Raw genomic sequence first — 26,180 nt, 5'->3', positions numbered from 1 at the left:
GCAAGAGGACGAATCGCCCTTCCTGCGCATGCGGCGCCGGTACCATGTCCCCTATGGAAGAGAAAGCAGCCTCGACGCGGGAGAGGATTCTCGAGTGCTCACGCGAGCTTTTCAGTGAGCGGTCCTTCTCCCAGGTGTCGATGAAGGACATCGCCGAAAAAGCGGAAGTGTCCGTCGCGCTGATCGTGAAGCACTTCCACAACAAGGAAGGGCTTTTTGAGGCCACGGTGGATTTCACCGCTTCCTCGGCGGCGCTCTTTGCCGGCCCTTTCAGCGAGCTAGGCCGCACCGCGGTGGTGGAGACCCTCACCGCGCCGCATAACGCCCCATACTCCATGGCCCGTACGATTTCGGTCGCGAGCGGGGACTATCAGACGCTCGGAGCTATTGGTAAGAGAATTAAATCCGACTTGCTGGAGGTCTTGGCCTCCCGGATTCGTGAGGAATCCGGACGCCGAACACCTTCGCCAGAGCTGCGAGCCCAATCCGCGCTGGCCCTGCTCATGGGCTTGTCCTTCATGCGGCGCTTCGGTGATACCGAGTTCGCAGCCTTCTCAACCGAGGAACTCATCGAGTACTATGCCCCGCTGCTGCAGGGCATCCTCGACGGGGACCAAACACCCTAGTTTTCAGGCGTTTCCAATCTTAGGATTCGCCCTTGGAACGGACCTCGGAGATGATGGCGGAGAAATCAAGTCCGCCATGGCCTTCATCCACGAAGGAGGCGTACTGCTCCTCCGCAATCCGGCCCAGGACGGTGTCGGTCTTGGTGTCTTCCGCCGCGGCCATGGCCAGCTTGAGATCCTTAAGCATGAGGGCAGAGGCGAAGCCGGGTTTAAAGTCATTGTTGGCCGGCGAGCTCGGCACGATATCCGGGACGGGGGCGTTGACGGACAGCGACCACGAGTTTCCGGTGGCGTTGGAAACGACGTCGTAGAAGGCTTGGTGATCGAGCCCCAAGCGCTCGCCAAGGACGAGGGCTTCAGCCAACACAATTTGCTGGACCGCAAGGATCATGTTGTTACACGCCTTGACGGCCTGGCCGTTGCCGATGTCACCGCAGTGGGTCACGGACTTGCCCATGATATCGAGCAGCGGCTTGACCTTCCCAAAGTCTTCGGCTGTGCCGCCGACCATGAAGGCAAGCGTTCCCGCGGCGGCACCGGCGATGCCACCGGAGACCGGTGCATCAAGGAAGGCGGAGCCTGCCTTGCTCACGGTGTCCGCGAGCTCGCGAGCTTCCGCGACCGCGATGGTGGAGACATCAACGTAGGTCTTCGCGTCGTCGTTTGCTGCGAGGACCGATTCGAGCACCTGCTTGACCAGCCCACCGTTAGGCAAGCTGGTAAACACTACCTCGGCGCCCTGCGCGGCTTCTTCCGCGGTTTCGATGATGGTGATCCCCTGCTCGGCGGCACGGTCCCGGGCTTCTTCCACGACATCGAAGCCACGAACCTCGTGCCCGGCTTTTGCCAGGTTGGCGGCCATCGGACCGCCCATATTGCCTAATCCAATAAAAGCGATAGTCGTCATTGCGTTCTCTCCTTACATGACCGGCATGGTGAACTGGGGACCTGCGGAGTCATCACTAGGCCAGCGCGAGGTGACGGTCTTAGTCTTGGTGTAGAAGCGGAAGGAATCCGGACCGTGCTGGTTGAGGTCGCCGAAACCAGAGGCCTTCCAGCCACCAAAGGTGTGGTAGGCAATCGGCACCGGAATCGGGACGTTGACGCCCACCATGCCAACCTGAACGTTCTTGCAGAAGTCGCGGGCCGCGCCACCGTTCTGGGTGAAGATGGCGACGCCGTTGCCGTACATATGGTCATTCGGGTAAGAAACAGCCTCTTCCAGAGTTTCGGCACGGACCATAACCAGCACGGGGCCGAAGATCTCCTCGCTGTAGATAGACATGTCTGCGGTGACGTTGTCGAAGAAGCTCGGACCGGAATAGAAGCCATCCGCGAGGGAATCCTCGTTGAAAGACTTGTCAGACATGTCCAACTCCCGGCCGTCGGTAAGCAGCGTTGCGCCTGCTTCCACGCCTTCGGCGATGAGTCGGTGGACACGGTCGCGCGCCTCCGCGGTGACCAATGGGCCATAGTCGGCCTCTGGGTCGAGGCAGTGTCCCACCTTGAGCTCCGGAATCTTTGCCAGGATGGCATCGCGCAGGCGGTCTGCCGTCTCCTTCCCCACCGGAACCACGACGGACAGTGCCATACAGCGCTCACCGGCGGAGCCGAAGGCAGCGCCCACGATGGCGTCGGCGGTGGCGTCGATGTCGGCGTCGGGAAGCACAATGGCGTGGTTCTTTGCGCCACCGAAGCACTGGGCGCGCTTGCCGGTGGCCGCACAGCGCTCGTAGATGTACTGCGCAATCGGCGTGGAACCAACGAAGCCCACAGCCTTGATCGTCTCGGAATCGAGGATGGCATCGACGGCCTCTTTGCCGCCGTGCACAACGTTGAGAACACCGGCGGGGCCGCCGGCCTCAATGAAGAGCTCCGCCAGGCGAACCGGCACGGAGGGGTCGCGCTCGGAGGGCTTAAGCACGAAGGCATTGCCCGCCGCCAGGGCCGGGCCGGCCTTCCACAACGGAATCATGGCCGGAAAATTGAATGGAGTGATTCCCGCTACCACGCCGAGCGGCTGGCGCAGCGAGTAGGTATCGATGCCGGTGCCAACCTCCGAGGAGTACTCGCCCTTGAGCTGGTGCGGCGCACCGAGGGCAAACTCCAGAACGTCGACGCCGCGCAGCACATCGCCCTTGGCATCCGGGAAAGTCTTGCCGTGCTCGAGGGAGAGCTGGGTGGCCAGCTCATCCATGTTGGCATGGATGAGGCGGATCCACTCCATGATGATGCGGATGCGCTTCTGCGGGTTCAGCGCCGCCCAACCCGGCTGGGCCTTAGCGGATTCCGCAATGACGCTGTCCACGTCGGCCTTGTTCGCCAAGGCCACCGCGGCCTGCTCCTTGCCGGTCGAAGGATTCAGCACAGGCTGGGTATTGCCCGATGTCCCTTCAAACGTTTCTCCATTGACGTAGTGATACACAGTGCGCATGGCGCGTCTCCTTCCTGGAACCTTCGGCTCCCTGTATGGCTTGGGTCACACACTAACGTTGGACAACAACCGCCCGCCATAGAAATTGAGATACAGAACACGATTCACCCCCTGCAGTGATTTGCCATACATGTAATGTCCAGCGCTTTTGTGAATACCCTCCCCAAGGCCCTGTGGGGTGAATGCCGTTCACCTGTCCTGAGCTCAACGTAGCGTTGGCTAAGGTGATGGCATGGACCACCTGGAGCAGCCCACGGCTACCGCGCACACCGGCCCCGAGCCGCAGAATTGGGAAGCCGATGTCATCCTCAACGACGGCGACATCGCCACGCTGCGCCCCATCACACCCGCCGACCGCGACGCCATCCGCGCCTTCTACGACCGCGTCTCGGATCAATCGAAGTACTTGCGCTTCTTCGGCACGCACCCCGCGCTGACCGACGATGACCTAGACCGCTGGCTCCACACGGATGGCTATGACAAAGTCACCCTCGTCATGGTGGAACGCGGCAACATCGTGGCCGTTGCCGGATACTCCATTGTCGAGCAGTTCCTGCCCGCGCGGGTGGGCGATGTCTCCTTCCTTGTCCAAGATTCCCACCACGGAAAAGGCGTGGCTAATATCCTGCTAGAGCACCTCGCAGAAATTGGACGCGAAGGAAAAGTGGAGCGCTTCTTCGCCGAGATGCTGACGCAGAACCGCAGGATGGTGCAGGTTTTCGTTCGCGCAGGGTATTCCGCGAAGCCGGAACTTGAGGATGGTTTCATCCGGGTGGATTTCCGAATAGCGCCGAATGAGAACTCCCGCGATGTCATGGAGCGCCGCGAGCTGCGTGCAGAAGCGAACTCGATCCACCGTTTGCTCAACCCACGCTCCGTGGCGGTGGTCGGAACGCTGTCCAGCAAGCAGCTAGCTAGCGCCAACTTCGCCGGTACATTACGCCACCTTCACGGCGTGGAGGAGCTCAACGCCCTCGATGAGCCGGTGGATCTCGTCGTCATCGAGTTCCAAGGCCACGGCGGCGCGGAAGCTATGCAGGCTGCTGCCGCTGCCGGTGCCAAAGGAGTAGTCCTCATCTCCCGCAGCCAAAACCCCAACCTCTCCCCCGACCAGGCTCGCGACATCGTGCTCGCGGCTAGGGACTACGGCCTGCGAGCCCTTGGCCCAGCTGCGCTAGGCCTGATCAACACAGACGCGGCAGTGCGGCTCAACGCCAGCCCAGCACCCATGCCGCGTGCGGGACAGGTGGGCCTGTTTACTCAGTCTGCGGGTGTGGCGACGCTAGCTCTGTCTCATGCACTGCAGCTCGGATGCGGCCTAAGCAATTTCATTGCCGCCGGTTCCTTCGCTGACGTCACAGGCAATGACGTCATGCAATTCTGGAGCCAAGATGAGAACACACGAATTTGTTTGCTCTCCCTCGACTCGATTGGTAACCCGCGCAAATTCTTCCGGGTGCTGCGCCGCCTAGCGCTGGACAAGCACGTCGTCGTGTTCTTGCCCTCTCGGGCTCTGAAGTCGGCCCGCCACTACGCGGTGGAGGGACTATCGGCGGCGAGCCCGGCTGCGCTCGACGAGATCATTCGCTGCACCGGGGCAATGGTGGTCACCCGCCGCGATGCCATGCTCGACATCGCCCAGCTCCTCGCGCGCCAACCCGTTCCGCAGGGCCGCCGCATCGCAGTGATGTCGAATTCCTCCGGCCTCACCGCGCAGATGGAACAGGCCGCCTGGCGCTTCGGGCTGCGCCCGCACGCCACCACCGTCGTCGATGACCCCGCCCCCGCCATCACGGAACTGGCCCGGCGCGCCCTAGAAGATCCGGGTATCGACGCGGTGCTGTGCGCCGTCGTGGAAGTTGGTGAGTTCATCCTCAAGGAGGCCTACGTAAATCTGTCCCAGTTGGCGGCAACGACGACGGATACCCCGCTCATCGCCAGCTTCGTGGGTTTTGATATCCCCGATTTCCGCACCTCCGAGGGGCCAGAGGCGCCCGGCCAGCTTCCCGTGTTTGGCACCTACGCCGACGCCATTGAGGCTCTGGCCACCATCATCGATAATGAACGCCGCCGCGCTCTAGCACGCCCCAATCCTTCCGATGAGTTCGCCAACAGCACGGGCCTTGCAGAAGCGCGCGGTGTGGTCGCGGAGGTTCTGACTGATTCCCCCACGGGACGCTGGGCCACCGACGAGGAGTGCGCGCGAATCCTTAGGGCTTATGGCATAGAGATCGTCCCTTGGGCCCCGGTGCGCACCCTCGACGAAGCCATCGCGGCCGGCCGCGATTATGGTTGGGATGTCGTTCTCAAGTGCAGCTCGCAGATGGTGCGGGGCCGTTCAGAGCTGCCCACCGTCGTGCGAAGCATCCATGACGAGGAATCCATGGTGCGCGCGTGGACTACCATCACCCAGCTCACGCGCGATCTCCACTTGGGCGAGGATCCGGCCATTCTCATCCCAGTCGTGCAACGCATGGTCACAGCTGGCGCCTCTCTCACTGTGCGTGCCATCGAAGATCCCGTTGTTGGGCCCATGATTTCCGCCGGTTTCTCCGGTCTACCCTCGGATCTTTTGGGAGACGTCGAGTGGCGTGTGCCCCCGCTTCGTCGCACCGATGCACTCGACATGCTCAGCTGCCTCAAGGCGTCTCCCCTTCTTGCTGGTTACCGCGGCACCAAAGCTGCCAAACTGCACCGTGTCGAAGAGGTCATGATGCAGCTGGCACAGCTCAAGGACGACATCGCTGCACTCGTCGATATTGAGCTTTCCCCCGTCATCGCCGGGGTATCGCACACTGTTGTGGTGGGGGCTCGAATGCGCATCGCACCGCTCGGTGATGTCCGCGATCCTCTCGCGAGGTCCTTGTCATGAACCAGACGAAGCCTCTTCTTTTTGCCTCCGAGGAGATGCACCGCTATTCGCTGGGCCCAGGGCATCCGATGGGGCCGGATCGAGTCGCCGCAGCACTGTCGCTGGCCAAACACTTCGGGGTGCTGGAAGAATTCGACATCGAATGTCCCGCCCCGTTGAATACCTCCCACTTGGAGCTCGTTCACAGTCCTGATTACATCGCCGCCACCCGCGCCGAGGTGCCTTCCGCTCACTTTGGCTTGGGCACTGAAGACAACCCGATTAGCCACGGCTTATCGACGGTCGCCGCGCGCATCGCCGGTGGCACCCTAGCGGCCGCGCGCGCTGTGTGGGAGGGCCGCGCGCAGCGCGCCGTTAACCTTTCCGGCGGGTTGCACCACGCCTTCGCCGATTCCATGTCAGGGTTCTGCATGTACAACGATGCTGCGATTGCCATCCGTTGGCTTAAGGCAAATGGCGCCCAACGCGTGGTGTACTTGGACTTGGATGCCCACCACGGTGACGGCGTCGAAAAGATTTTTTGGAATGACCCCAACGTGCTCACCATCTCGGTACACGAATCGGGACTCTATCTCTTTCCTGGGACTGGTTATGCACACGAGATTGGTGGTCAAGGCGCGGAAGGGACCGCGGTTAACGTGGCCCTGCCCCGCGGGGTGAGTGACGAGGAGTGGCTGCAGGTCATCCATGCGGTCGTCCCGCCGCTCCTCAAGAAATTCCGCCCCGACTTCATCATTTCCCAACACGGTGCGGACCCGCACCGCTCTGATCCCCTCGCGGATCTGGAACTCACCATCGACGCGATGGCGCGGGCTTATCGCTCAGTGGCGGTGTGGGCGAAACAGTTTGCGGGTGGGCGATGGGTCGCGCTTGGCGGCGGCGGATATCACGTCGACGCCGTTGCCCGCGCGTGGACCCAGGTGCTGGCCGCAGTCGCCGACGTTGAGCTCGCAGCTTCGGAACGGATGCCGAACGGCTGGGAGGGCTCGCCCACCTTGGGTGATGAGGGTGCGTGCGCCGCCATTGGGGGTTTCGATCCCACCAAGGTCATGGCGGAAAAGCCGCACGCAGCGCTGGTGCAGACTACGCGCGCAGTCTTTCCCTGTTGGGGCCTGCCGGCTTATGGCTAGGCCCCGTATCGGAGGGGCGTCGACAATGCGCGCGTGATGGGTTTCTGAGGGTTGATTCTCGTGATGAGGCCCTTAGCGTGGCGGCATACGCAGCGCACCATCCAAGCGAATCGTTTCGCCATTGATATAAGGGTTCTCGGTAATGGACACAGCTAGGGCGGCGAATTCCTCCGGCTTTGCCAGCCTTGCGGGGAAAGGCACGGTGGCCTCGAGCTGTTCGCGGAACTCCGGAGTGATTTGTTCCATCATCGGGGTAGCTACGACGCCCGGCGCGATGGCATTGACACGGATTCCCAACGACGCGAGATCCCGTGCTCCTGTAATCGACAGGGCAGCCACCGCGCCCTTCGACGCCGCGTAGGCCGCCTGGCCAACCTGCCCTTCGAAGGCCGCGACGGAAGCGGTGTTGATGATGACTCCGCGCTGGCCGTCCTCGTCGAGTGGTTCTGCCTGGGCCATCGCCTCGGCGGCTGCGGTCATGACGTGGAAGGTCCCCATGAGGTTAACGTTGATCGTCTTAGAAAACAGCACCGGGTCGTGGGGGCCTTTTCGCCCGAAGATGCGTGCTGAAGGGCAGATGCCTGCGCAATTCACCGCCACGCGCAAAGGCTTTTGCTCGGATGCGGCGAGAACCGCCTCGCGTACTGCGGCCGCATCGGTGACGTCAACTGCCGTGTAATTGACTCCGTTTTGTTTCTCCTCCGGGACGGACAGATCGAGCACGGTGACCGTAGCTCCGTGCTCCGCGAGTGCTGCGGCCGTTGCGGCCCCGAGGCCGGATGCACCGCCGGTCACGACGGCGGATGCTTCGTGCAGGTTCATAATGTTTTCTCCTTGAATCACCGTGGGGTGTGGGGGTAGACAGGGCTGTTTAAACGAAAGCTGAAACGCCGGTGACAGCGCGGCCGACGATGAGCGAGTTGATGTCGTAGGTTCCCTCGTAGGTGAAGAGAATCTCGGCATCATCCATCATCTTCGACAAGTCGTATTCGGTCAGGATGCCGTTTCCTCCGCCGATGTTGCGGCCCGCCGCGGCGGATTCGCGCGCCAGGCGGGTGGTGGTTGCTTTTGCCAAAGCGGCAAAGGGCATTTCCAGCTTTCCTTGTTCTTGAACCTCTGCCAGCTGCGCCATCATGGCGAGTGACGCGGTGGCGTTGCCGAGGATACGAGAAAGCTGCTCCTGGACCAACTGGAATTTGGCGATTGGCCTGCCAAACTGCTGGCGCTTGACCGCGTACTCGCGGGCCTTGTCGAAGATGCCTAGTTGCAAGCCGGCTCCCTGCCAGCCCACCCAGGCGCGCGAGTAACACAGGAAGTCATTGACGTTGGCAAAGGATTCCGCACCCGGAATCAGGTTCTCGTGTGGGATGAGGACGTTGTCGAACTTAAGGTCCGCATTCTGCATGATGCGCAGGCCCATCTTGCGCGAAATCTTGCTGCGCGTTACGCCCTCGCGGTCGAGTTCAACGATGAAGGCCTTAATCTCATTGTCTGCTTTATCCCGTGCGAAGGTGATAGCAAAATCGGCGAAGGTGCCGGCCCCGATCCAACGTTTCGCTCCATTGATGAGCCAGCCTTCAGCGGTGCGCTCTGCTGTGGTGGCAAGGCCGCCGGCGATATCGGAGCCGTGCTCCGGTTCGGTCAACGCAAAGCAACCCACCTTGGTGAATTGGCGCAAACCTGCTAGCCAGGTGTCCTTTTGCTCTGGCGAGCCCAGTTTGTCGATGAGTCCGAGGACCAACTCGTTGTGAATGCCCACCAGGGCAGACAAGGACACGTCCGCGCGGGTTACTTCCGCGTACACCAGCCCGCGGTAAAGGCGCGAGGTATCCGTGAGTTCAATTTCGCCCAAGCCCATCTCCGCCATGCGGGGAAGAAGATCGAATGGCAGCTCCTCACGGTCCCAGTATTCGCCTACGACAGGGCGAATCTCCGTCTGCAAGAACTCGTGGATCTCTGCTAAACGCGCCTGTTCCTCTGGGACGAGACGATCTGCCACCGCGAAAATATCAGCGTGGGGGTACTTAATGCTCTCCAAATGTTTCCCGCTGGGGTGTTGCGAACTAAGAATCGGCGGCATAGCTTTCTACCTTTCTAGCTGGGTTTTAAGGTCGATGTATGGGCTTTCTCCAGGCCACATACAAGCTCTTGGACTCAGGCATCAATGGGCTCTTCACATTGAATGAGTACGAATATACATCTTTCCGTACTCTTACGCGCCGTGTTCTATGATCATTGTGCGCAACAGACTGGGGAGAACGCACACAAATACCCCACATAGCCAGGACCACCGAGAGGCAGAAAGACTCATGACCCAACCACTCACGCCACGACAACGCGAGCTGTTCAATGCCCTCTTGCAGGACTTTCTAGCCGAGGGCTTCGAATCCTTTACCATCGACGGCGCAACGAAGCGCTACCAATGCTCAAAATCGACCATGCACGCATTAGGCCCATCCAGAGACGCGATCATTCGCCGCGTACTGGTTAGCTTCTTCAAAGAAATCACCCGTCGCACCGCAGTCACCACAGCGCCCACATACGCCCAAGCTCTTGAGAAATACTTCTCCTCGATGACCATTGCCCTGGAACCCGCGAGCCCTGAGTTCATGCGCGACCTCGCCTCTGAACCCGCCGCTCAGGAGGTGTATAGCCTCAACACGAGGAGAGCTACCGAGACTATCCACAAGCTACTCAGCCAGGGCGTCGAGGCTGGGGAATTCACCGCCGAGTACACCGACTTTGTCTCCCGCCTTATCCAGCGCTCAATGAGTGATATTCAGCAGGGCTTTTACTCAGACACCCTGGCCCCAGCAGAGGCCTACCACACCCTTGGCCAGCTCATTCTCCACGGAATTTCACTACGCTAACCTGCATCTTTCAAAGGCAGTTCAGAAAATCTCTAGCCATTACTTCGAACTCGAAGTAAAGTAGGCTGCGACCCACGTCACAGAGACGAACGGTTTGGGACACGGGCCATAGCCAGTGCGCCGTCCTTCCCCATTTGAGCACAAGCTAGAGGAGAACCAATGACCACGGTGACCGAACAATTCCAAGCAGCCCGCGACCTGCTGGTTTCTTATCAGACTGATTATGAAGCAGCCCGCAGCAACTTCGAATGGCCGCGCTTCGAGCACTTCAACTTCGCACTTGATTGGTTCGATCACCTCGCCACTGCGGAGGAATCGAAGGACCGAGAGGCTCTCGTCATCTGTGAGACAGATGGCAGCAGCACCCGCCGTACCTTTGCTGAGATGTCAGCTCGCTCGGCACAACTGGCCAACTGGCTGGAGGCCCAGGGCGTCCAGCGCGGTGATCGCGTGATGCTCATGCTCAACAATCAAGTAGAACTGTGGGAGTGCATGCTGGCCTGCATCAAGGCAGGCTTCGTTCTTAACCCGGCGACCGCAATGCTTGGCGCGGCTGATCTGCAGGACCGCACTGACCGAGCCAATATTTCCTGGGTCGTGGCCAATGCCGAAGATGCCGTCAAGTTCCAAGATGTCAGCGGTGACTTCACCCTGATCCAGGTCGGTGACGAACCAGATGCGCAGACAGCGCATCCTACCCTGCGCTATTCGGATTCTTTTACTGGCTCGGAAAAGTACACGCCGAAGCAGGAAACCAAGGCTGATGAGACCCTCCTGCTGTATTTCACTTCCGGCACTACGTCGAAGGCGAAGCTCGTCGAGCACACTCACACGTCCTATCCAGTGGGTCACCTGACTACGATGTACTGGATTGGCTTGGCGCCTGGCGACGTCCACCTCAACGTTGCCGCCCCCGGCTGGGCCAAGCACGCATGGTCAAACTTCTTCGCGCCGTGGATCGCCGGGGCCACCATCTTCCTATACAACTATGCGCGCTTCGACGCCGCTGCGCTCATGGACAAGATGGAAGAAGAAGGCGTCACCAGCTTCTGCGCGCCCCCAACGGTCTGGCGCATGCTCGTCCAAGCAGACCTGGGCCGTATGAAGACCCCACCGAAGAAGCTGGTTGCGGCTGGCGAGCCGCTCAACCCCGAGCTCATCAGCACCATTTCCAAGGCCTGGAACACAAACGTTCGCGATGGTTTCGGGCAGACGGAGACGACGCTGCAGATTGCCAATACCCCAGAGCAAAAGGTGAAGCCAGGCTCGATGGGGCGTCCGCTGCCAGGCTGGGAAGTCGTACTCAAGGATCCCGCTACTGATGAGATTGGGGATACCGGAGAAATCTGCTTGAAGCTCGACCCCCGCCCAGTCGGCCTGACTGTGGGTTATTTCAATGACCCAGACAAGAACGCGGAAGTCTTCCGCGATGGTTACTACCACACGGGAGACACCGCGGAGCGCGATGAGGACGGCTACATTTTCTACATTGGCCGCGCCGACGATGTCTTCAAGGCCTCCGACTACCGCCTATCCCCTTTCGAACTCGAATCCGTTGTCATTGAGCACCCGGCAGTCGCCGAGGTAGCGGTGGTTCCCTCCCCGGATCCCATCCGCCTCGCCGTGCCAAAGGCCTACGTCGCTCTCGCCGGCGGCTACGAGCCGACGGCGGAGACCGCCGAGTCCATCCTTAAGCACTGCCGCGATGGGTTGGCCCCCTACAAGCGCATCCGCCGCCTCGAGTTCTATGAACTTCCGAAGACCGTCTCCGGCAAGATCCGCCGTGTAGATCTGCGCAAGCGCGAAAACGAGATCCACTCCGCTGACGGCGGCGAGACGAAGGCATCGACGGAATACGCGGATTCCGACTTTCCAGCTCTAAAAGGTTAACCCCACCGCCCTTCAGCAACGCAGGCCCCAGCCCACTGCTGGGGCTTTCGCACCTGCGACGCCATAATCCCCCGGTAGCTCTCCCCCGTCTGCGGCCCTATCTGCGATGCGTGTGGTCGGGTACTTAGAACAGCGAAGCTCTCATTTATAGTTATCTCACGTACCGCAAGGAGGTCCTTTTCCGCTCATGGATATCATCGCTGAAGCACGCCGTCAGTGGGCGAAGCGTTATTCCGCGCGCTCTGCTCGTGGCCTCGCCACGGTATCCTCCTTCGAACGTGCCGCACACATTTTGCGTAATGGCGCCGAAAATGTGCTGGCTCCTTATGGGGTGAGCTACAACCAGTTCGAGATCCTCGCTGTGCTCATGTGGTCACGTGCGGGAAGCATGCCCATGTCTAAAATCAGCGCTCGGCTTCAGCTTCCACCGGCGTCACTCACTCACACGGTGCGCAAACTTGAGAAGGACGAACTTATCGAGCGGGTCAGCGATCCAAAAGACAAACGCTCAACCTTGGTCATGATTACCGACCAAGGCATCGTGTTGGCCTCGGCGGCGGGGCCTGCTCTTGATCGCTATTTTGCTTCCGTTGCGCTTTCTACTGGCGAGCAAGACCGCATCATTGCTGCTGCCAACCGCATCCGTCGCGCAGCAGGCGAAGATGTCGAGGAGTCCGACCCCCAGTAGCCATCTGTTCTTTAAGAAGCGTGCCCCCCTCGCGCGTGCGGCCGAAGAAGCCAAAAAGGCTAACTCGCGGTTAAGGTTTAGGAGTGCTTAAACTCCGGGTCGCGCTTCTCTACAAAGGCTGCCATGCCTTCCTTCTGATCATGAGAAGAGAACAAAGCGTGGAAGGTACGGCGCTCGAACTGGATACCTTGGGACAATGAGAGTTCATCAACCGCATTGACTTGCTCTTTGATTTGAGACGTTGCCACGAAGGACTTCGAGGCGATGAGTTTTGCCGTCTCCAGCGCCGAGTCAAGGAGCTCACCCGCCGGAACCACGCGGGCTACCAAGCCGGAGCGTTCTGCTTCCTCGGCTGCCATCATGCGGCCAGTCAGGCACATCTCCATGGCCTTCGCCTTTCCGATAGCTCGGGTCAGTCGCTGGGAGCCTCCCATGCCTGGTGTGACTCCCAAGTTGACTTCCGGCTGGCCAAACTTGGCCTTGTCGCCAGCGATGATGAAGTCACACATCATAGCTAGCTCACAGCCTCCGCCGAGGGCGTATCCGTTCACTGCAGCGATGATCGGCGTGCGGGCTCGTGTGAGGACGTCCCAACCTGCGAACCAATCCGCGGTGTACATCTCTGTCGCCGACTTCGAAGACATTTCCTTGATATCTGCACCGGCCGCAAACGCTTTCTCTGAACCGGTAATGACGATTGCCCCTACTTCTGCATCGGCGTCGAATTCCTGAACTGCCTGGGTAACTTCAAGCATGGTGTCGTTGTTCAGGGCATTAAGCGCCTCCGGACGATTGAGCGTGATGAGTGCGACGCGGCCGCGCTTCTCGCTAAGAATTGCCATGGTAATAGTGTCCTTCCTGTGGTTCTTGATTGGTATTTAATCAGTGGTGATCGTTGAATTCTGGGGCTTCCACGCTGCCCTCGATGGGTTCAAGGACAGAAGCCACCACGTCGTCGGGGACGGCGCCGATGGACTCATATTCCCAGGAGGGATTGCGGTCCTTATCCACGATTTGCGCGCGAATTCCCTCCACAAATTCCTTGTGTTTTTGCATGTTCACGGACATCCAGAACTCCTGGGTCAAGGTCTCCGCGAAGCTCATCGTCGCATTGCGATTTAAGGATTCCTCGGTGACGCGAATGCCCAGCGGGGAATTCAAGCTCATCCGCTTGGCGGCCTTCGCCGCCCAATGCCCGTCGCCGCCTGCTGCTGCACGTTCTTGCAGGCGGGCAAGGGTCTCTTCAGCGGTGTCTGCGGCGTAGACGTCCACCATTTCGGCGCGGTCCTTACCGAAGCCTGGGCCCACTGACTCAGTGAACTTCTCAATATCGGCTGGGTCGCCCGTCTCCACCAGCTGCTCAACGAGAGCATCGAGCTTGTCCTTGGGCACGAAGTAGTCCGCGAAGCCGGTATCGATCGCCTCCGCGGCCCCCACGTGGATCGCGGTATACGCCAAGTGCCGGCCAAGACGATCCGCAGCTCGGGACAGAAGATAGGACCCACCGGCATCGGGCGAATACCCAATCCCAACCTCCGGCATTCCAATGCGCGAATCCTCGCAAACAATGCGGTGCGAGGCGTGCGCTGAGACACCAATTCCGCCGCCCAGCACGATGCCTTCCATGAGCGCCACATAGGGCTTGGAATAGGTGGAGATTAAATAGTTCAGTTCATATTCCGTCTTCCAGAAATGGGCGCCTGCCGTGCCGCCCTCCAGTGCATCGTGGTACAAGGCCGCAACATCGCCACCAGCACACAGCCCACGATCACCCGCGCCCCGGAGGATAACGAGCTTGACGCGATCATCGTCCTGCCAGTCCTTCAAAACTGACGTCATCTCATCAATCATTGTCTGATTTAGCGCGTTAATGGCCTTGGGCCGGTTTAGCGTAAGAACACCAGCATGGCCGCGGATGTCGTGGATAATTTCATTCGTCATCGTCTATTCCTCCTCTTTATGGACAATCGGGCGCGTTCTAGTGTGGAGCTTCAAGCAACAGCGCTTCACCCTGGCCACCGCCGCCGCACAAAGTGACACCCGCGCGATGGGCCTGGCCGCTCGCAAGGCGATGCGCCGCATGGGCTACGAGCCGGGCACCGGATGCACCGATAGGATGCCCCAGGGCAATCGCACCGCCCTGCGGGTTCACATCATCGGGATTGATACCGAGGACCTTGGCAGAATGAACCACCACTGCGGCGAAAGCCTCATTGATCTCAATGTGATCGAGATCAGCAATGCCCCAGCCTTGGCGCTCAAGGGCTGCGAGGAGAGCCCGAGCGGGTTGCTCCTGCAAGGATGAATCCGGACCGGCTACCTGCCCTGGCGCACGTAGGACCGCCATGACCGGCAGTCCTTCCTTTTCCGCGTGCTCACGTGTGGTGAGAACTACTGCAGCCGCCCCATCCGTGATGGGTGAGGAATTGCCAGCGGTAATACTCCCATCGCTCTGAAAAGCTGGTCGCAACCCGGCCAAGGTTTCTTCAGTAACCCCTTCCCGAATTCCTTCATCGCGTGAGATGAGGACCTCGCCGCGCTTGCTCGATACCGTTATGGGAGCGATCTCCTTGTCGAAGGCCCCCTCCTCACTCGCTTGCACAGCGCGCTGGTGGGACAACGCGGCACAGCGGTCTTGCTCTTGGCGGGTTGCGGGATAGCGTTCGGCATATTTCTCTGACAGCGACCCCATCGAAATCCCCAGGTCGGCCGCGCGCAAGCCATCGTGCTCCATATGATCGAGCAGTTCGACGGTACCGAACTTCTTCCCACTGCGTGACTGCGGCAGTAGGTGCGGCGCTTTTGACATCGACTCCATTCCCCCGGCAACCACCACCGTGGCTTCACCGGAGCGAAGGAGCCGGGAGGCGTCGATAACCGCGGTCAGGCCGGACAAACAGACCTTGTTGACCGTTGCGGTGTGCGCGTTCGGAGAAATCCCTGCCCCTAGTGCTGCTTGCTTCGTGGGATTCTGCCCCACACCTGCCTGCAGGACCTGGCCACACATCACGGCATCGACGTCGTCAGGGTGAACCTGTGCCTGCTCGAGTGCGGCAGCGATGGCGCGGGATCCAAGCTCCGTCGCAGACAAGGGTGCAAGGGAACCAAGCAACTTGCCGAAAGGCGTGCGGGCAGCGCCCGCAATAACGATGTCCATATTTCGCTCTCCAAACTGTACGAAGTTAACCAGAATTGTACCGATGGATTGTGTGCCGCGCCACCCTTTTGCATCAATGTATGCTCGCACAATGCCAAAGCAGCGCGACACAAAACAGTTTGAAGTGCGGTGAAGGCTCCAAAACGGCCAGCTGCGGGGAGCACTGACTAGGCTCCCCGCAGCAGTTTGCGTGTCGGATTAGACCGTGAGCATCAACGGAATGACCACGATTTTGACTATCTGCGCCACCACAATGGTGGCCGCGTATCCAGTCATAATGCGGGAATCCGTGCTGATTCCTGTGGCGTAGTCGACCACGGCAGGCTGGCCGAAGATGCCGGAAACGCCGCCCGCGGTGCGGGTTTCTGACTGGCCAAGGAACCTGTTAGCCACAGCGAAGAGGACGACGACAACCACGGTAATGATGGCGGCGAGAGCCATGCATTTCAGGCCCATCCAGGAGAATGCCGTGGACTGGAAAGCTTCACTTGAGGCCAGGCCCACCGAAGCCAAGAAGATAACCAGGCCCCACTGCTGAAGAGCCAGATTGATAGAAGCCGGAACCTTCCAGGGCACGCGGCGCGTGCGGTGCAGAGCTCCGAGAACAAGTCCGGTAATCAATGGGCCCAGCGCAAAGCCAAGCTCGAAGGACGTGCCACCCGGTAGTGGAACCACAATGAGCGCGATGAGGTAGCCCAGGAACAGACCACCACCGACAGCAACCCAGTTCAGCTGCGAGTAACCCTGAACCGAGTCACCGAAGTAATCGCGAATATCACCCAGGCGGTCCTGATCCACAATCACCGTCACCCGGTCGCCTGCATCGAGGTGCGTATCGAAGCTAGCCAGGAACTCTTCATCACCGCGTTGCACGTGGACAATGCGGCCACCGTAGCGCTTGAAGAGGTTGAGGTCCTCCACGGTTCGACCAGCAATATCGGAGTTCGACACCACCACGGTTTCAATGACCAAACGCTTGTCCACGAAGGGCACTTGAGGCTGACGCTTGCCTAGGGCAGCGGTAAGCTCGTGCCTTTTCGCCTTCGTCACGAGTACGCGCAGGATGTCACCCTTGCGAATCTCCGGATGGTCCCCGGCCACGGTTCGGATATTGCCGCGGCGAATCGTGGCGATAACAAACTGATCCTCGAATCGCTCCACCAGCTCCTCGTAGGTGATGTCCTTGGTCACCCGAATAGTCCGGGAGCGAAAGACCTCCTCCGCGGAATTGTCCTTGTCCTTAGTGGCCGGCCAGGACTGCTTGAGCAGAAAAGCTACCAGGAGGATAGCGACGGCCACGCCTACCGGATAGCCCAAGGAGTAGCCCACGGCGGGCAGTTCCTCGCCCGTTTGCTGTTGCGCCACGGCAAGCGATGCCGTCGAGGTCGTCGCACCGGAGAACACGCCCACGGAGAGCAAGGGCGACAGTCCCAACCAGCCGCCCGCGAGAAGTGCCACGGCGGCAGCACCCACCACCGCTATCGCGGCAGTAATCATGTGCTTGAGCTGTTCAGAGAAGCCTTTGAAGAAGCGCTCGCCGGCAGACAAGCCCTGCATATAGATGAAGAGGCCAAGGCCCATCTCCTGCAGGCTGCTTAAAATCGTGCCGTCGAGATCGATAAAGGCGCCGATGGCCAATCCCACGAACAAGGTGCCGGCTGCGCCGAAGCGCAGCGGGCCAAAAGGAATCATGCCAAATAACGTGCCGAGCAAAGCAATAAAGAAAATGCTCAGCCAAATATTTCCATCAAATAGTGCCAACACGGGAAATCATTGTAAGAAAACACTCAGAAAACTCCATGCATGGGTCCGCTTCTCCTCCCTAGAGGAGGCGCGACTCACACCGTGTTGGCAAAAGTGAGTCGCGCACGACCCCGCTGAGCTCACTAGCTGCTGAGGAATTCCTTCCACGCCGGCCATTCGGCATAGGTCTGCGCGCGCCCAGCCTCATAGTTGGAGCGCAGCTTTGTCACAGAACGCTCAGTCGATGCCACCTGCATATCCTCCGGGAAGAAAAGCTGTGCGCTCCCCTCCTTTTCCAGCTCCAGAAGCCGGTCCTTGGAGGCGTTGTACCGGGCCGGCCGAGCAATCATCGCCTCCGCTACGGCAGGGTACTTTCGGAAGATTCGTCGCAGCGCCGCCGGCCGCCCCACCTCAGGCCGCACGTAGCCACGCGGTTTCGACCCCAGGAACAGGAACTTCTCAAACCCGGCCTTCTCCGCCTGCTCGATGAGGATGCCGCCGGATTCCCCCATGGCGCCGTCGACATACGGCGCACCGTCGATGACGCGCATCGGCATGATCAACGGCAGCGTCGAGGAGGCGCGCACACGCACCATCAGGTCTTCCTGCGTCTTGATGTCTTCACGCCCCCAATACACGCTCTCCCCCGTATCTGCGCGCGCGGCGGAAATGCACACCTGCGCCGGGTTAGCGTCAAAGGCTTCCCAGTCAAAGGGCATGTCCTGGTCCGCAGCCTTCTCGTAGATGAACTCCGCATTGAAGTAGCCGCTACCGCGCAACAGTGAGCCCAGGCCGCCGAAGCTGGGGTTCTTGGCAAAGTCCACGAAGGATTCCTCGGAGCGAACCACATCGCGGGAAAGGAAGTTCACGGTGTGCGAGGAGCCCGCGGACACGCCTCCGACCCAGCCGAATTCCACCTCCTCCTTTAGGAGTTTGACGATGCACGCGGCGGTATAGGAATTGCGCATACCGCCGCCTTCAATGACGAGTGCTGTATCTTTCGCGTCAATCACACTGCACGATGGTACCCCCGCGCTAGGATCGCGCCATGAGTTTGTTTTCCGCGGTAAAGGATATCGTCGATAAGCTCGGCGGCTCCCCCACCGTCCGCTTGGCCTCCCCGGATCCCCACGCCGTCGAGGTCTCCGTAGACCACCTGTCCGTCCACACGGCCGGCGGCCTCATCATCCTGGTTACCTCCCCAGCCGGCGCACAGGTACTCAGTGAGGTGGCGCGCTCCGGCGAGCCCGCGCGCTTAAGTGGCTCTAAGACCACGGTGCATCTTTCCCCCACGACGAAGGCACAGCGTCCGGTCCATGATCCCAAGCGGGGCTGGGCCATCCCGCTATCCCCTGCGGAACGGGACATGCTGGCCCAGATCAGCGCCACGCCCGGCGATTATGAAGTCTCCGAGTCGCTTGCGGTCTCCATCGAAACCACCCCTGAAGAAAGCTAGCCTGCCATGCTCATCCTTCCCTTCCAAGGACGCACTCCCCGCATCCACCGCAGCGCCTGGATCGCCCCGAATGCCACCATCATCGGTGACGTCACCATCGGCCCTGACTCCTCCGTGTTTTATGGCTCCGTGCTGCGCGGGGACGTTGGTTCCATCCGTCTAGGCGCCCGCGTCAATATCCAGGACAACTGCGTCATCCACGTTGAATCCACCGAGCCGTGTGTGCTGAAGGATGATGTCACCGTGGGCCACATGGCCATGCTCCACGGCACGCGGGTGGGTGCGGGCACGCTCGTCGGGATGAAAGCCACCTTGCTCTCCGGCTCCACCGTGGGCCCTGGCTCTCTCATCGCCGCCGGCGCGGTGGTGCTCGAAGGCCAGGACATTCCCGCCGGCACACTAGCCGCCGGGGTTCCAGCCAAGGTGCGGCGCGAGCTGAGCCCTGAGGAATCCGCCGCCTTCATACCGCACGCCGCGCGCTACGTCGAAATTTCAAAAATCAGGCGCTGCTTGGCGACGCCCTCCCTCTCGACGCCGTCCTCTACGACTAGCAGTCGCAACTGCCGTTGTTGCCAAAACTCCCGAGCCTGCCGCACGATCTGGCCAGAATTTTGGCAACTAGGGCAGTTCCACCACCGCGAAGCTAGGACAGCTGCCGAGTCGCCTTGAAGGCAAGCCCCTAAAGCAGAGCGAAGATGCCCATGACCACCAGGAAAGCGGCCACGCCGTAGCCGCTCCACAATGTCACGGTGGTGGAGTTCTCCCGGGCCCACGCAAAGGCGCGTCCGGCCCAGGACTGTGGCTTCGCCCGCACAAGGGCGATGAATAATCCGCACACCGTCGGCAGCGAGAGCGCAAACGTGGCGTAGAAAAAGAGGCCACCATACTTAACGGTATTGCTAAAGTCCCCGGCCGCTAGGTGCATCAGGCCATAGAAAAAGGGCACGGAGGTCAAGGACTGGATAACGCCCATGGCATAGCCCACCACAACGGTCTTAGCCGAAGGAGTGCGCAGCGGGCCGAGCAGTTTCTGCACCATATCGTTGGGTTCGCCCTGGGAGCGCCAGGCTAGAAGTCCCAGAGCAAGGCCAATGACTACCAGCCCCCACCCCAGCAGAGGCGATTCCAAGGCCGCGGCAACCTTGTCCTGGATACCGACGAATACGAACATCACCACGGCGGCTGCGGTGAGCACACCGAACCAATCGCCGACGATGACGAGGGCCGCAATCTTGCGGTAGCTCCCCCGCGGAAGCATGATGCCGATAGCCACCAGGATTCCGATCAGTAGGGCGTTGACGGAATCGGCAAAGGCATTGAGCACGGCTTCAAGCATGCGGGCCAGTGTACAGGGCGCGTTTGCAGAACTTACTCTGGACACCGAGCCTCCTGCGCCCTGCACCATGCTTTGCTCTAGTGGTGCAGCCCGAGGAAACATTCACTCACTGTTTACCGTTAAGGGCCCTCATGTGAGGGCCGTCAACGGTAAGGTATTGAAAAGTGCTTGCCGCCGCGACGGGGTTTCCCCATCGTCGGCGGCGCCGTAGCTCGTGCCCCCGACAGTGATGTGGAGAGATAAGTAATGAAGGTAGCGATTCTCGGCGGAGACGGCTTCTGTGGGTGGCCCGCTTCCCTTTATCTCTCCGACCAAGGCCATGACGTCATCATCGTGGATAACCTCTCCCGGCGCGCCATCGATGAGGAGTTGGGCGCGGAATCCTTAACACCCATCGCCTCCATTGAGGAACGCCTGGCTGCGTGGACCGAGGTTTCCGGCAAGACCATTGGCTTCCGCAACCTCGACGTGGCCCAGGACTACGACGACCTGCTCGAGTTCCTGAATACCGAACGCCCGGATGCCGTGGTGCACTTCGCTGAGCAGCGCGCCGCCCCCTATTCCATGAAAAACTCGCGCACCAAGCGCTACACGGTGGATAACAACATCAACGCCACCCACAACCTGCTCGCCGCCATCGTGGAATCTGAGCAGGATATCCACGTCGCTCACTTGGGAACCATGGGTGTCTACGGCTACGGCACCGCCGGAATGAAGATCCCGGAAGGCTACCTGGACGTGCAGGTGGATGCGGGTGAGGGGGGCGTCGTCAAGCAGCAGATCCTGTACCCCTCCAACCCGGGCTCGGTCTACCACATGACGAAGGTGCTGGACCAGCACCTGTTTGCCTACTACGCCAAGAACGATGAGCTGCGCATCACCGATCTGCACCAGGGCATCATTTGGGGCACGCACACGGAGCAGACCCAGAAGGACGAGCGCCTTATCAACCGCTTTGATTATGACGGTGACTACGGCACGGTGCTCAACCGCTTCCTCATCCAAGCCGGCATCGACTACCCACTGACCGTGCACGGCACCGGTGGCCAGACCCGCGCTTTTATCCACATCCGGGACATGGTGCGCTGCATCGAGCTAGCTTTGCAGAACCCGCCGGCGCGCGGTGAGCGCGTCAAGATCATCAACCAGATGACGGAAACCCACCGCGTACGTGACTTAGCGGAGTTGGTTGCGAAGATCTCTGGCGCAGAGGTGGCCTACGTGCCGAACCCGCGCAAGGAATCCGCGGAAAATGAGCTCCACGTCACCAACGACACCTTCCTCAACCTGGGGCTGGAACCGACCACCTTGTCTGAAGGGCTGCTGCACGAGGTGGAGGAAGTCGCACGCAAGTACGCCGACCGCGCTGACCGCTCCAAGATTCCGGCGCAATCGCTGTGGACGCGCCAGCAGCACGCCGGCGTCCCCTCCACGGAGGCCTAGTCCTCCGTGCGCATCGCAATCGTTACCGAGGTCTTCCTCCCCAAGATCGACGGCGTGGTCACGCGCCTGACGCGCACTCTGGACCAGCTGGCCGCGATGGGCCATGAGGTCCGGATTTTTGCCACGGGCAAGGCCCCTGCAACCTACGCCGGCTTCGAGGTCACCCGCATACCCAGCTTGTCGCTGTGGGTCTACCCGGAAATCAAATTCGGCTTGCCTTCGTGGAAGTTCTTCAAGGAAATCAGGGATTTCGATCCCGATGTCATCCACGCGGTCAATCCCATTTGGACAGCGGCGCTCGGTGTCTTTGCCGCGCAGCGCGATGCCGTGCCGCTGGTGGCTAGCTTCCACACCAACGTGCCTGAATACGTCGATGCACTGGGCATCGGGTGGACCCGCCCGCTGACTGAGGCCGCTCTGAAGTACCTGCACAACCAGGCTGCGGTGAACCTATGCACCTCAGGCCCCATGGTGGATAAGGCTCGGGAGGTGGGGATCCACAACGCGCACCTGTGGCCCAAGGCTGTCGATACGCAGGCCTACCACCCCAGCCGCGCCACCGCGCAGATGCGCGAGCGCCTCACCGGTGGTAACCCGGACTCCCCGCTGGTGACCTATATCGGGAGGGTCTCCAAGGAAAAGGACTTGGAGCGCCTCGACCACGTAATGCACCTGGTGCGGACAGAGCTTGGTGACGCCCGCCTTGCCGTCGTCGGCGATGGCCCTGCGCTGGAGGAGCTCAAGGCCAACTTCGATCCTTCGCACACCGTGTTCACCGGTTACTTGTCCGGCGAGGAGCTCGCCGCTGCCTTCGCTGTCGGAGATGTCTTCCTCTTCCCCTCCGCCACGGAGACACTGGGCCTTGTGGCGCTAGAGTCCTTCGCCTCGGGTGTGCCGGTCATCGGCACGAATGCCGGCGGTATTCCCTTCGTCATTGAGGAAGGCGTTACAGGACATCTCATCGAACCCGATGCCGATGATGAGGCCTGGGCCAGCGCTACCGTCAATCTTCTTCGTGACGCCACGCGTCGGGAGACGATGGGTGCTGCCGCCCGCCGCGAAGCCGAAAAGTATTCCTGGGTAGAATCCACCCAAGCCCTCCTTCAGGCATATGAGGAGGCTATCGAGCATCCCTTCTTCAGGGAATAAAACCAAGTCAAGGAGCACTAATGGACTCAGCCCAGGACCTGTACTCCGCTGGCGCCTTCATTCAAGCCGGCATCGACGCCGCGTTCTCCTCACGCTTGGGCGACGTGCGCGACGTCGAGGTGAACTTTGCATCTTCCGACTCCGAGCCCGCCACCGATCAGCGCGCAGTGGTGCGTTTTACTACCGCCTCTGGGACCTATGACTTCGATGGCCTGCGCCTAGCCACAATCCAGGATGGCCGCTTGCACTGGTCTACGGGGTTGACGGAACACGCGCCGCAACCGGAGTTCCACGGCCCGCAACCCGATTCCGCCCTGCTCCGCGGCTTGGCGCGGCGGCTCGTGGGTGACCGCCCAGTCATCCGCGTCCCGCAGGGCGAGGGCGAGGCGCTCGTCGCCGTCAACTTCGCGGAGATCCACCCCGATCCCCGTGTCAGCATCCTGGCCGGGCTTGAGCATACGGGGGATATTGAGGGAGGCGTCGACGAACGCCTCGCCACCGCCGAGCTCGCTTCCTATGTGGGCGTGGCACCAGATGTTGTACAAGGCCTCGCGCACTTCCACGGCACCCGGATCACGGCTCTCCCCCATCCCTCAGGCCGCGACGGGCTCAGCGCACGCGATGTGCTGGCCGACGCCCACTTTATGGCCACCGAGCACAATTTCTTCCTGGAGGCCCGATTCCCCAACCTGTGGGCAGACCTTGACCCTGACACGTCGCGCACCGTGGTGAACTCCGATTATGGTTCGCTTACGGTTCCCTCCCATCTCATCGCCACCCTCAACGCCACAACGAACACCTTTACGTGGGCATGGGCAGACGAGCTCTCCGGTTCCATGTCCGCCCACGCCGCGGCGAACCTGCGCCGCTTCGGATATGACAATGCCATCCCCGAGCTGATTCGCGCCCGCGTACCCATCCCCGAGGCACGCTCTCTGCGCTTGCCGCAGTTAGCCATGCCAATTCTGGGGCTGTGGACCCTGCTGCCAGTGCAGCTACCCGACGGCCGCCAAGGGCTAGCACTGTCCGACGCCCCCGCGTTCCACCTGCCCGCGCCGTCACGGGCCGCCGCGCAGGCCACGCTCAATGTTGCGGTGCCGGCGGGAGTGGATGAGCAACGGGCGCGCGCCGCTTACCAGCGGGCACGCCCTATATAACCGCTAGGAGCTGAGCACCGCGCGGAATTCTTCGACGTCAACGTCCTCCGTGGTCGCCGGGTTAAACGCTGCGTCCTGGGTCTTATCCACCAGTACCGCACGCACGCCTTCGGAAAAGTCAGGGCGGCGATACATGTGCATGCCCAGTTTGAGTTCTAGCAGGAGCGCCTCCCGGATATCGTCGACAGCGGCTTCCGCCTCATAGAGCTCATTGGCCGCGATGATGGCGGCTGGGCACGCGGCTGCCATGAGGCGACGCACCTCGCCGGCAATCTGCGGGCGCTTGTCCAGCTCCGCGGAAATCTCCTCCCACGTGGGCAGCGCGAAGGTCTCCTCCAGGTCTTGAGCCACCTGCTCGAGCGGTGCTGGCTGCTGTGGCGCGGGTAGGGCCAGCTCTTCCAGTGCGGCATCAATACCGCGCTCGATAGCGGCTTCGATCAGCTCGGCCGCATCCTTGACCACGTGGGTTGCCACGCCCGTCCACAGCATGTCCGCGGCATACATGCGGTACCCGCTCAGACCCCAAAACTTTGCCAAACCCGGCGAGGCTACACCGCGAGTGCCCACCATGCGCTGGGCTGCATAGGCCACTCCGACGTCCGTGACGTAGCCGATATTCATCTCCGGCATCGAAGCGAAGGCCTTCTCCGTCACCACGCGGTGCGAACCGTGCAGGGAAATGCCCAATCCACCGCCCATGACGACGCCGTCGATGACGGCGATGTAGGGCTTCGGAAACTCGGCGATATCGCCGTTGGTGAGGTACTCGCTGGCGAAGAAGGCATCAACCTCTTCCAGCTTGCCTTCCTCGATTCCCTCCCGCGCGTGGCGCACGTCGCCGCCTGCGCAGAATGCCTTGGGACTGTTGGAGTAAATAAGGACCTGCTCGATGTCGTCATCCTGCGCCCACGCTTCGAGGGAGCGGCGGATGATGTCAATCATGTCCGGGTTCAAAGAGTTCAGGGCCTTCGGCCGGTTGAGTTCGAGGACTCCGGTGTGGTTGCGCACGGAAACGAGTACTGGATCAGTCGTAGTCATGCGCACCAGTGTTCCATATCACAAAAGTTTCAGCCACCTATTTCTTGGCGCTACGTTGGACATGGTTTCCCTGCCTCTAGCCCAACACTTTTAGATTGGTGTGACTTACTTGCTCCCACAACTTGTTGCCCTTGATATGGACGGCACGCTCCTCGACGCGCATGGCCAACTCCCTGCAGACTTTTTGGAGCTCCAGGACCTAGCCACTGCCCGCGGCTGCGAGCTGGTTCCGGCCTCGGGGCGCCAACTGGCCACCTTGAAGGACATGTTCCCGAAAGGCGAAACGTTTATCGCCGAAAACGGCTCGGTCATCATGCGCGGCGGGGAGATCATCGCGGCATTCCCACTTGCGGAATCCACCGTGCACGCGGCACGAGAGGCTGCTGCGGCCATCGGCGTGGAACATACCGTAGTTCTATGTTCCCCGGAGACCGCCTACGTTGCACGGGATGTGTCAGACGCGGCACGTACAGAGATTGCAAAGTACTACAAGGCGGTCACCTGGGTCGATGACTTGGATGCAGTGCCGGATAGCAACATCATCAAGATTGCTATTTTCTGCGAATCTGGTTCTGAGGCGCACATTTACGATCCCATCGTTCGCGCCGTCCCGGAGGACAATGTCGCGGTATCCGGCAAGGTCTGGCTCGATGTGATGGCCCGCGGCGTGGAAAAAGGTACGGCGCTAACTAAGCTCGCTGAGCTCGCCGGTATTCCGCTCGCAGCCACTGTGGCCTTCGGTGACTACCTCAATGATTTCGAGATGCTGCGCGCCGCCGGGACGGCTGTGGCCATGGAAAACGCGCATCCTCAGCTGAAGGAAATTGCAGATATCATCGCCCCGGCTAACACCAACAACGGGGTTAGCACCGTCCTTCGCCAGCTTTTGCGCACCTAACACGCTCCCCCGCAGCCTTGCCCGAGTAGCCCGCACGCACAGAGTAGGATTACTCGGGTTACTGAGCCTCAGTACCCGAACCCCGGTGTCTACCTGCGGAGTGTGTAGTGAAGAAGTTTTTGCGGTCGATGATGTCACGTTTGGCAAAGGGCGAGTCGTCTGCATCGAGTCCCGCTCCGTCCTCCTCGGCGGATTCCTCGAAAACTACCTCGCCTTCACCCGCTGCAGCTTCCGCGCGCACTGCGCCTGCTACGCCCTCTCAGTCCCCGCCACCTGCTAAGTCCACCGCGCCT

General features: G+C 60.8%; 23 protein-coding genes and 1 pseudogene. 12 read left to right on the top strand and 12 right to left on the bottom strand.

The features are described 5' to 3' along the window. Positions 1-44: 44 nt before the first annotated feature. Entirely contained in the window at positions 45-626 is a 582-nt protein-coding gene (locus ACUY3D_RS00550; protein WP_239248528.1) for a TetR/AcrR family transcriptional regulator, read from the top strand. Positions 627-645: 19 nt separating this feature from the next. Here ACUY3D_RS00550 and mmsB read toward each other — a convergent pair whose 3' ends face one another. Both mmsB and ACUY3D_RS00540 read right to left on the bottom strand, forming a co-directional pair. Beyond that, entirely contained in the window at positions 646-1,533 is an 888-nt protein-coding gene (gene mmsB / locus ACUY3D_RS00545) for a 3-hydroxyisobutyrate dehydrogenase (RefSeq protein ID WP_250223696.1), read from the bottom strand. 12 nt (positions 1,534-1,545) lie between these two features. Continuing rightward, positions 1,546-3,060, bottom strand: coding sequence for a CoA-acylating methylmalonate-semialdehyde dehydrogenase (locus ACUY3D_RS00540; RefSeq protein ID WP_250223695.1), 1,515 nt, complete (start codon positions 3,058-3,060; stop codon positions 1,546-1,548). A 232-nt stretch (positions 3,061-3,292) separates the two neighbouring features. On the opposite strand from ACUY3D_RS00540, the gene ACUY3D_RS00535 reads away from it, so the two are divergent. Together ACUY3D_RS00535 and ACUY3D_RS00530 are read left to right on the top strand one after the other, a co-directional pair. After that, positions 3,293-5,932 (top strand): GNAT family N-acetyltransferase, encoded by a 2,640-nt coding sequence (locus tag ACUY3D_RS00535; protein WP_448240133.1) that lies wholly within the window; start codon positions 3,293-3,295, stop codon positions 5,930-5,932. Further along, on the top strand, positions 5,929-7,062 hold the full coding sequence (locus tag ACUY3D_RS00530; RefSeq protein ID WP_448240132.1) for an acetoin utilization protein AcuC: 1,134 nt from the start codon (positions 5,929-5,931) through the stop codon (positions 7,060-7,062). Before ACUY3D_RS00535 ends, ACUY3D_RS00530 begins: the two co-directional genes overlap by 4 nt. Before the next feature lie 72 nt (positions 7,063-7,134). Here ACUY3D_RS00530 and ACUY3D_RS00525 read toward each other — a convergent pair whose 3' ends face one another. Further along, complete coding sequence (locus ACUY3D_RS00525; protein ID WP_448240131.1) at positions 7,135-7,884, bottom strand: SDR family NAD(P)-dependent oxidoreductase; 750 nt, start codon at positions 7,882-7,884, stop codon at positions 7,135-7,137. Between the two features lie 49 nt (positions 7,885-7,933). Further along, positions 7,934-9,142 (bottom strand): acyl-CoA dehydrogenase family protein, encoded by a 1,209-nt coding sequence (locus ACUY3D_RS00520; protein WP_239248532.1) that lies wholly within the window; start codon positions 9,140-9,142, stop codon positions 7,934-7,936. A gap of 229 nt (positions 9,143-9,371) precedes the next feature. Here ACUY3D_RS00520 and ACUY3D_RS00515 point away from each other — a divergent pair, with 229 nt between their 5' ends. From ACUY3D_RS00515 to ACUY3D_RS00505, 3 genes are all read left to right on the top strand, one after another. Continuing rightward, entirely contained in the window at positions 9,372-9,932 is a 561-nt protein-coding gene (locus tag ACUY3D_RS00515) for a TetR/AcrR family transcriptional regulator (protein ID WP_448240129.1), read from the top strand. A 159-nt stretch (positions 9,933-10,091) separates the two neighbouring features. Beyond that, positions 10,092-11,822, top strand: a complete 1,731-nt coding sequence (locus ACUY3D_RS00510) for an AMP-binding protein (RefSeq protein ID WP_448240128.1) — start codon at positions 10,092-10,094, stop codon at positions 11,820-11,822. Between the two features lie 187 nt (positions 11,823-12,009). Next, positions 12,010-12,510 carry a MarR family winged helix-turn-helix transcriptional regulator gene (locus tag ACUY3D_RS00505; protein ID WP_448240127.1) on the top strand — a complete coding sequence of 167 codons (501 nt, stop codon included), beginning with the start codon at positions 12,010-12,012 and terminating at the stop codon, positions 12,508-12,510. 77 nt (positions 12,511-12,587) lie between these two features. Here the strand turns inward: ACUY3D_RS00505 and ACUY3D_RS00500 are convergent, their stop codons facing one another. The 5 genes from ACUY3D_RS00500 to ACUY3D_RS00480 form a co-directional block, all read right to left on the bottom strand. Then, positions 12,588-13,352, bottom strand: a complete 765-nt coding sequence (locus ACUY3D_RS00500) for an enoyl-CoA hydratase (protein WP_070563440.1) — start codon at positions 13,350-13,352, stop codon at positions 12,588-12,590. A gap of 40 nt (positions 13,353-13,392) precedes the next feature. After that, positions 13,393-14,451, bottom strand: a complete 1,059-nt coding sequence (locus ACUY3D_RS00495; protein ID WP_070563438.1) for an enoyl-CoA hydratase/isomerase family protein — start codon at positions 14,449-14,451, stop codon at positions 13,393-13,395. A 37-nt stretch (positions 14,452-14,488) separates the two neighbouring features. Beyond that, on the bottom strand, positions 14,489-15,667 hold the full coding sequence (locus ACUY3D_RS00490) for an acetyl-CoA C-acyltransferase (protein WP_448240126.1): 1,179 nt from the start codon (positions 15,665-15,667) through the stop codon (positions 14,489-14,491). A gap of 198 nt (positions 15,668-15,865) precedes the next feature. Further along, positions 15,866-17,431 (bottom strand): aspartate-alanine antiporter-like transporter, encoded by a 1,566-nt coding sequence (locus ACUY3D_RS00485; RefSeq protein WP_070708415.1) that lies wholly within the window; start codon positions 17,429-17,431, stop codon positions 15,866-15,868. Between the two features lie 122 nt (positions 17,432-17,553). Next, positions 17,554-18,423 (bottom strand): patatin-like phospholipase family protein, encoded by an 870-nt coding sequence (locus tag ACUY3D_RS00480; RefSeq protein WP_070520836.1) that lies wholly within the window; start codon positions 18,421-18,423, stop codon positions 17,554-17,556. 35 nt (positions 18,424-18,458) lie between these two features. On the opposite strand from ACUY3D_RS00480, the gene ACUY3D_RS00475 reads away from it, so the two are divergent. Continuing rightward, complete coding sequence (locus tag ACUY3D_RS00475) at positions 18,459-18,866, top strand: hypothetical protein (protein ID WP_070530594.1); 408 nt, start codon at positions 18,459-18,461, stop codon at positions 18,864-18,866. Between the two features lie 6 nt (positions 18,867-18,872). Next, positions 18,873-19,417, top strand: a pseudogene (locus ACUY3D_RS00470) (gamma carbonic anhydrase family protein). Between the two features lie 128 nt (positions 19,418-19,545). On the opposite strand, the gene ACUY3D_RS00465 reads toward ACUY3D_RS00470, so the two are convergent. Beyond that, positions 19,546-20,202 (bottom strand): sulfite exporter TauE/SafE family protein, encoded by a 657-nt coding sequence (locus ACUY3D_RS00465; protein WP_144676580.1) that lies wholly within the window; start codon positions 20,200-20,202, stop codon positions 19,546-19,548. Positions 20,203-20,448: 246 nt separating this feature from the next. Here ACUY3D_RS00465 and ACUY3D_RS00460 point away from each other — a divergent pair, with 246 nt between their 5' ends. Genes ACUY3D_RS00460 through ACUY3D_RS00450 form a run of 3 tightly spaced genes read left to right on the top strand, consistent with a single transcriptional unit; the run spans position 20,449 to position 23,951 of the window. Further along, the gene (locus tag ACUY3D_RS00460) at positions 20,449-21,645 is read left to right on the top strand and encodes an NAD-dependent epimerase/dehydratase family protein (protein ID WP_070563427.1); all 1,197 of its coding nucleotides are present in this window, start codon (positions 20,449-20,451) and stop codon (positions 21,643-21,645) included. 6 nt (positions 21,646-21,651) lie between these two features. After that, the gene (locus ACUY3D_RS00455; RefSeq protein WP_448240125.1) at positions 21,652-22,794 is read left to right on the top strand and encodes a glycosyltransferase family 4 protein; all 1,143 of its coding nucleotides are present in this window, start codon (positions 21,652-21,654) and stop codon (positions 22,792-22,794) included. A 20-nt stretch (positions 22,795-22,814) separates the two neighbouring features. After that, on the top strand, positions 22,815-23,951 hold the full coding sequence (locus tag ACUY3D_RS00450; RefSeq protein ID WP_448240124.1) for a DUF6882 domain-containing protein: 1,137 nt from the start codon (positions 22,815-22,817) through the stop codon (positions 23,949-23,951). 3 nt (positions 23,952-23,954) lie between these two features. On the opposite strand, the gene ACUY3D_RS00445 is transcribed toward ACUY3D_RS00450, so the two are convergent. Continuing rightward, positions 23,955-24,989 (bottom strand): enoyl-CoA hydratase/isomerase family protein, encoded by a 1,035-nt coding sequence (locus tag ACUY3D_RS00445; RefSeq protein ID WP_269948473.1) that lies wholly within the window; start codon positions 24,987-24,989, stop codon positions 23,955-23,957. A 100-nt stretch (positions 24,990-25,089) separates the two neighbouring features. Here ACUY3D_RS00445 and ACUY3D_RS00440 point away from each other — a divergent pair, with 100 nt between their 5' ends. After that, positions 25,090-25,887 (top strand): HAD family hydrolase, encoded by a 798-nt coding sequence (locus tag ACUY3D_RS00440; RefSeq protein WP_269948472.1) that lies wholly within the window; start codon positions 25,090-25,092, stop codon positions 25,885-25,887. Between the two features lie 58 nt (positions 25,888-25,945). On the opposite strand, the gene ACUY3D_RS00435 is transcribed toward ACUY3D_RS00440, so the two are convergent. After that, positions 25,946-26,128, bottom strand: a complete 183-nt coding sequence (locus ACUY3D_RS00435) for a hypothetical protein (RefSeq protein WP_070565752.1) — start codon at positions 26,126-26,128, stop codon at positions 25,946-25,948. Between the last annotated feature and the right edge of the window lie 52 nt (positions 26,129-26,180).

It is taken from the genome of Corynebacterium guaraldiae, assembly GCF_053480195.1.
The sequence above is the reverse complement of the archived record's forward strand: the minus strand, read 5'-3'. Positions and strand labels throughout refer to the sequence as shown.

Bases quoted from the DNA above. Each gene is read 5' to 3' on its own strand.
- ACUY3D_RS00550 (WP_239248528.1), top strand. From the start codon at position 45: ATGTCCCCTATGGAAGAGAAAGCAGCCTCGACGCGGGAGAGGATTCTC.
- mmsB (WP_250223696.1), bottom strand. From the start codon at position 1,533: ATGACGACTATCGCTTTTATTGGATTAGGCAATATGGGCGGTCCGATG.
- ACUY3D_RS00540 (WP_250223695.1), bottom strand. From the start codon at position 3,060: ATGCGCACTGTGTATCACTACGTCAATGGAGAAACGTTTGAAGGGACA.
- ACUY3D_RS00535 (WP_448240133.1), top strand. From the start codon at position 3,293: ATGGACCACCTGGAGCAGCCCACGGCTACCGCGCACACCGGCCCCGAG.
- ACUY3D_RS00530 (WP_448240132.1), top strand. From the start codon at position 5,929: ATGAACCAGACGAAGCCTCTTCTTTTTGCCTCCGAGGAGATGCACCGC.
- ACUY3D_RS00525 (WP_448240131.1), bottom strand. From the start codon at position 7,884: ATGAACCTGCACGAAGCATCCGCCGTCGTGACCGGCGGTGCATCCGGC.
- ACUY3D_RS00520 (WP_239248532.1), bottom strand. From the start codon at position 9,142: ATGCCGCCGATTCTTAGTTCGCAACACCCCAGCGGGAAACATTTGGAG.
- ACUY3D_RS00515 (WP_448240129.1), top strand. From the start codon at position 9,372: ATGACCCAACCACTCACGCCACGACAACGCGAGCTGTTCAATGCCCTC.
- ACUY3D_RS00510 (WP_448240128.1), top strand. From the start codon at position 10,092: ATGACCACGGTGACCGAACAATTCCAAGCAGCCCGCGACCTGCTGGTT.
- ACUY3D_RS00505 (WP_448240127.1), top strand. From the start codon at position 12,010: ATGGATATCATCGCTGAAGCACGCCGTCAGTGGGCGAAGCGTTATTCC.
- ACUY3D_RS00500 (WP_070563440.1), bottom strand. From the start codon at position 13,352: ATGGCAATTCTTAGCGAGAAGCGCGGCCGCGTCGCACTCATCACGCTC.
- ACUY3D_RS00495 (WP_070563438.1), bottom strand. From the start codon at position 14,451: ATGACGAATGAAATTATCCACGACATCCGCGGCCATGCTGGTGTTCTT.
- ACUY3D_RS00490 (WP_448240126.1), bottom strand. From the start codon at position 15,667: ATGGACATCGTTATTGCGGGCGCTGCCCGCACGCCTTTCGGCAAGTTG.
- ACUY3D_RS00475 (WP_070530594.1), top strand. From the start codon at position 18,459: ATGAGTTTGTTTTCCGCGGTAAAGGATATCGTCGATAAGCTCGGCGGC.
- ACUY3D_RS00465 (WP_144676580.1), bottom strand. From the start codon at position 20,202: ATGCTTGAAGCCGTGCTCAATGCCTTTGCCGATTCCGTCAACGCCCTA.
- ACUY3D_RS00460 (WP_070563427.1), top strand. From the start codon at position 20,449: ATGAAGGTAGCGATTCTCGGCGGAGACGGCTTCTGTGGGTGGCCCGCT.
- ACUY3D_RS00450 (WP_448240124.1), top strand. From the start codon at position 22,815: ATGGACTCAGCCCAGGACCTGTACTCCGCTGGCGCCTTCATTCAAGCC.
- ACUY3D_RS00445 (WP_269948473.1), bottom strand. From the start codon at position 24,989: ATGACTACGACTGATCCAGTACTCGTTTCCGTGCGCAACCACACCGGA.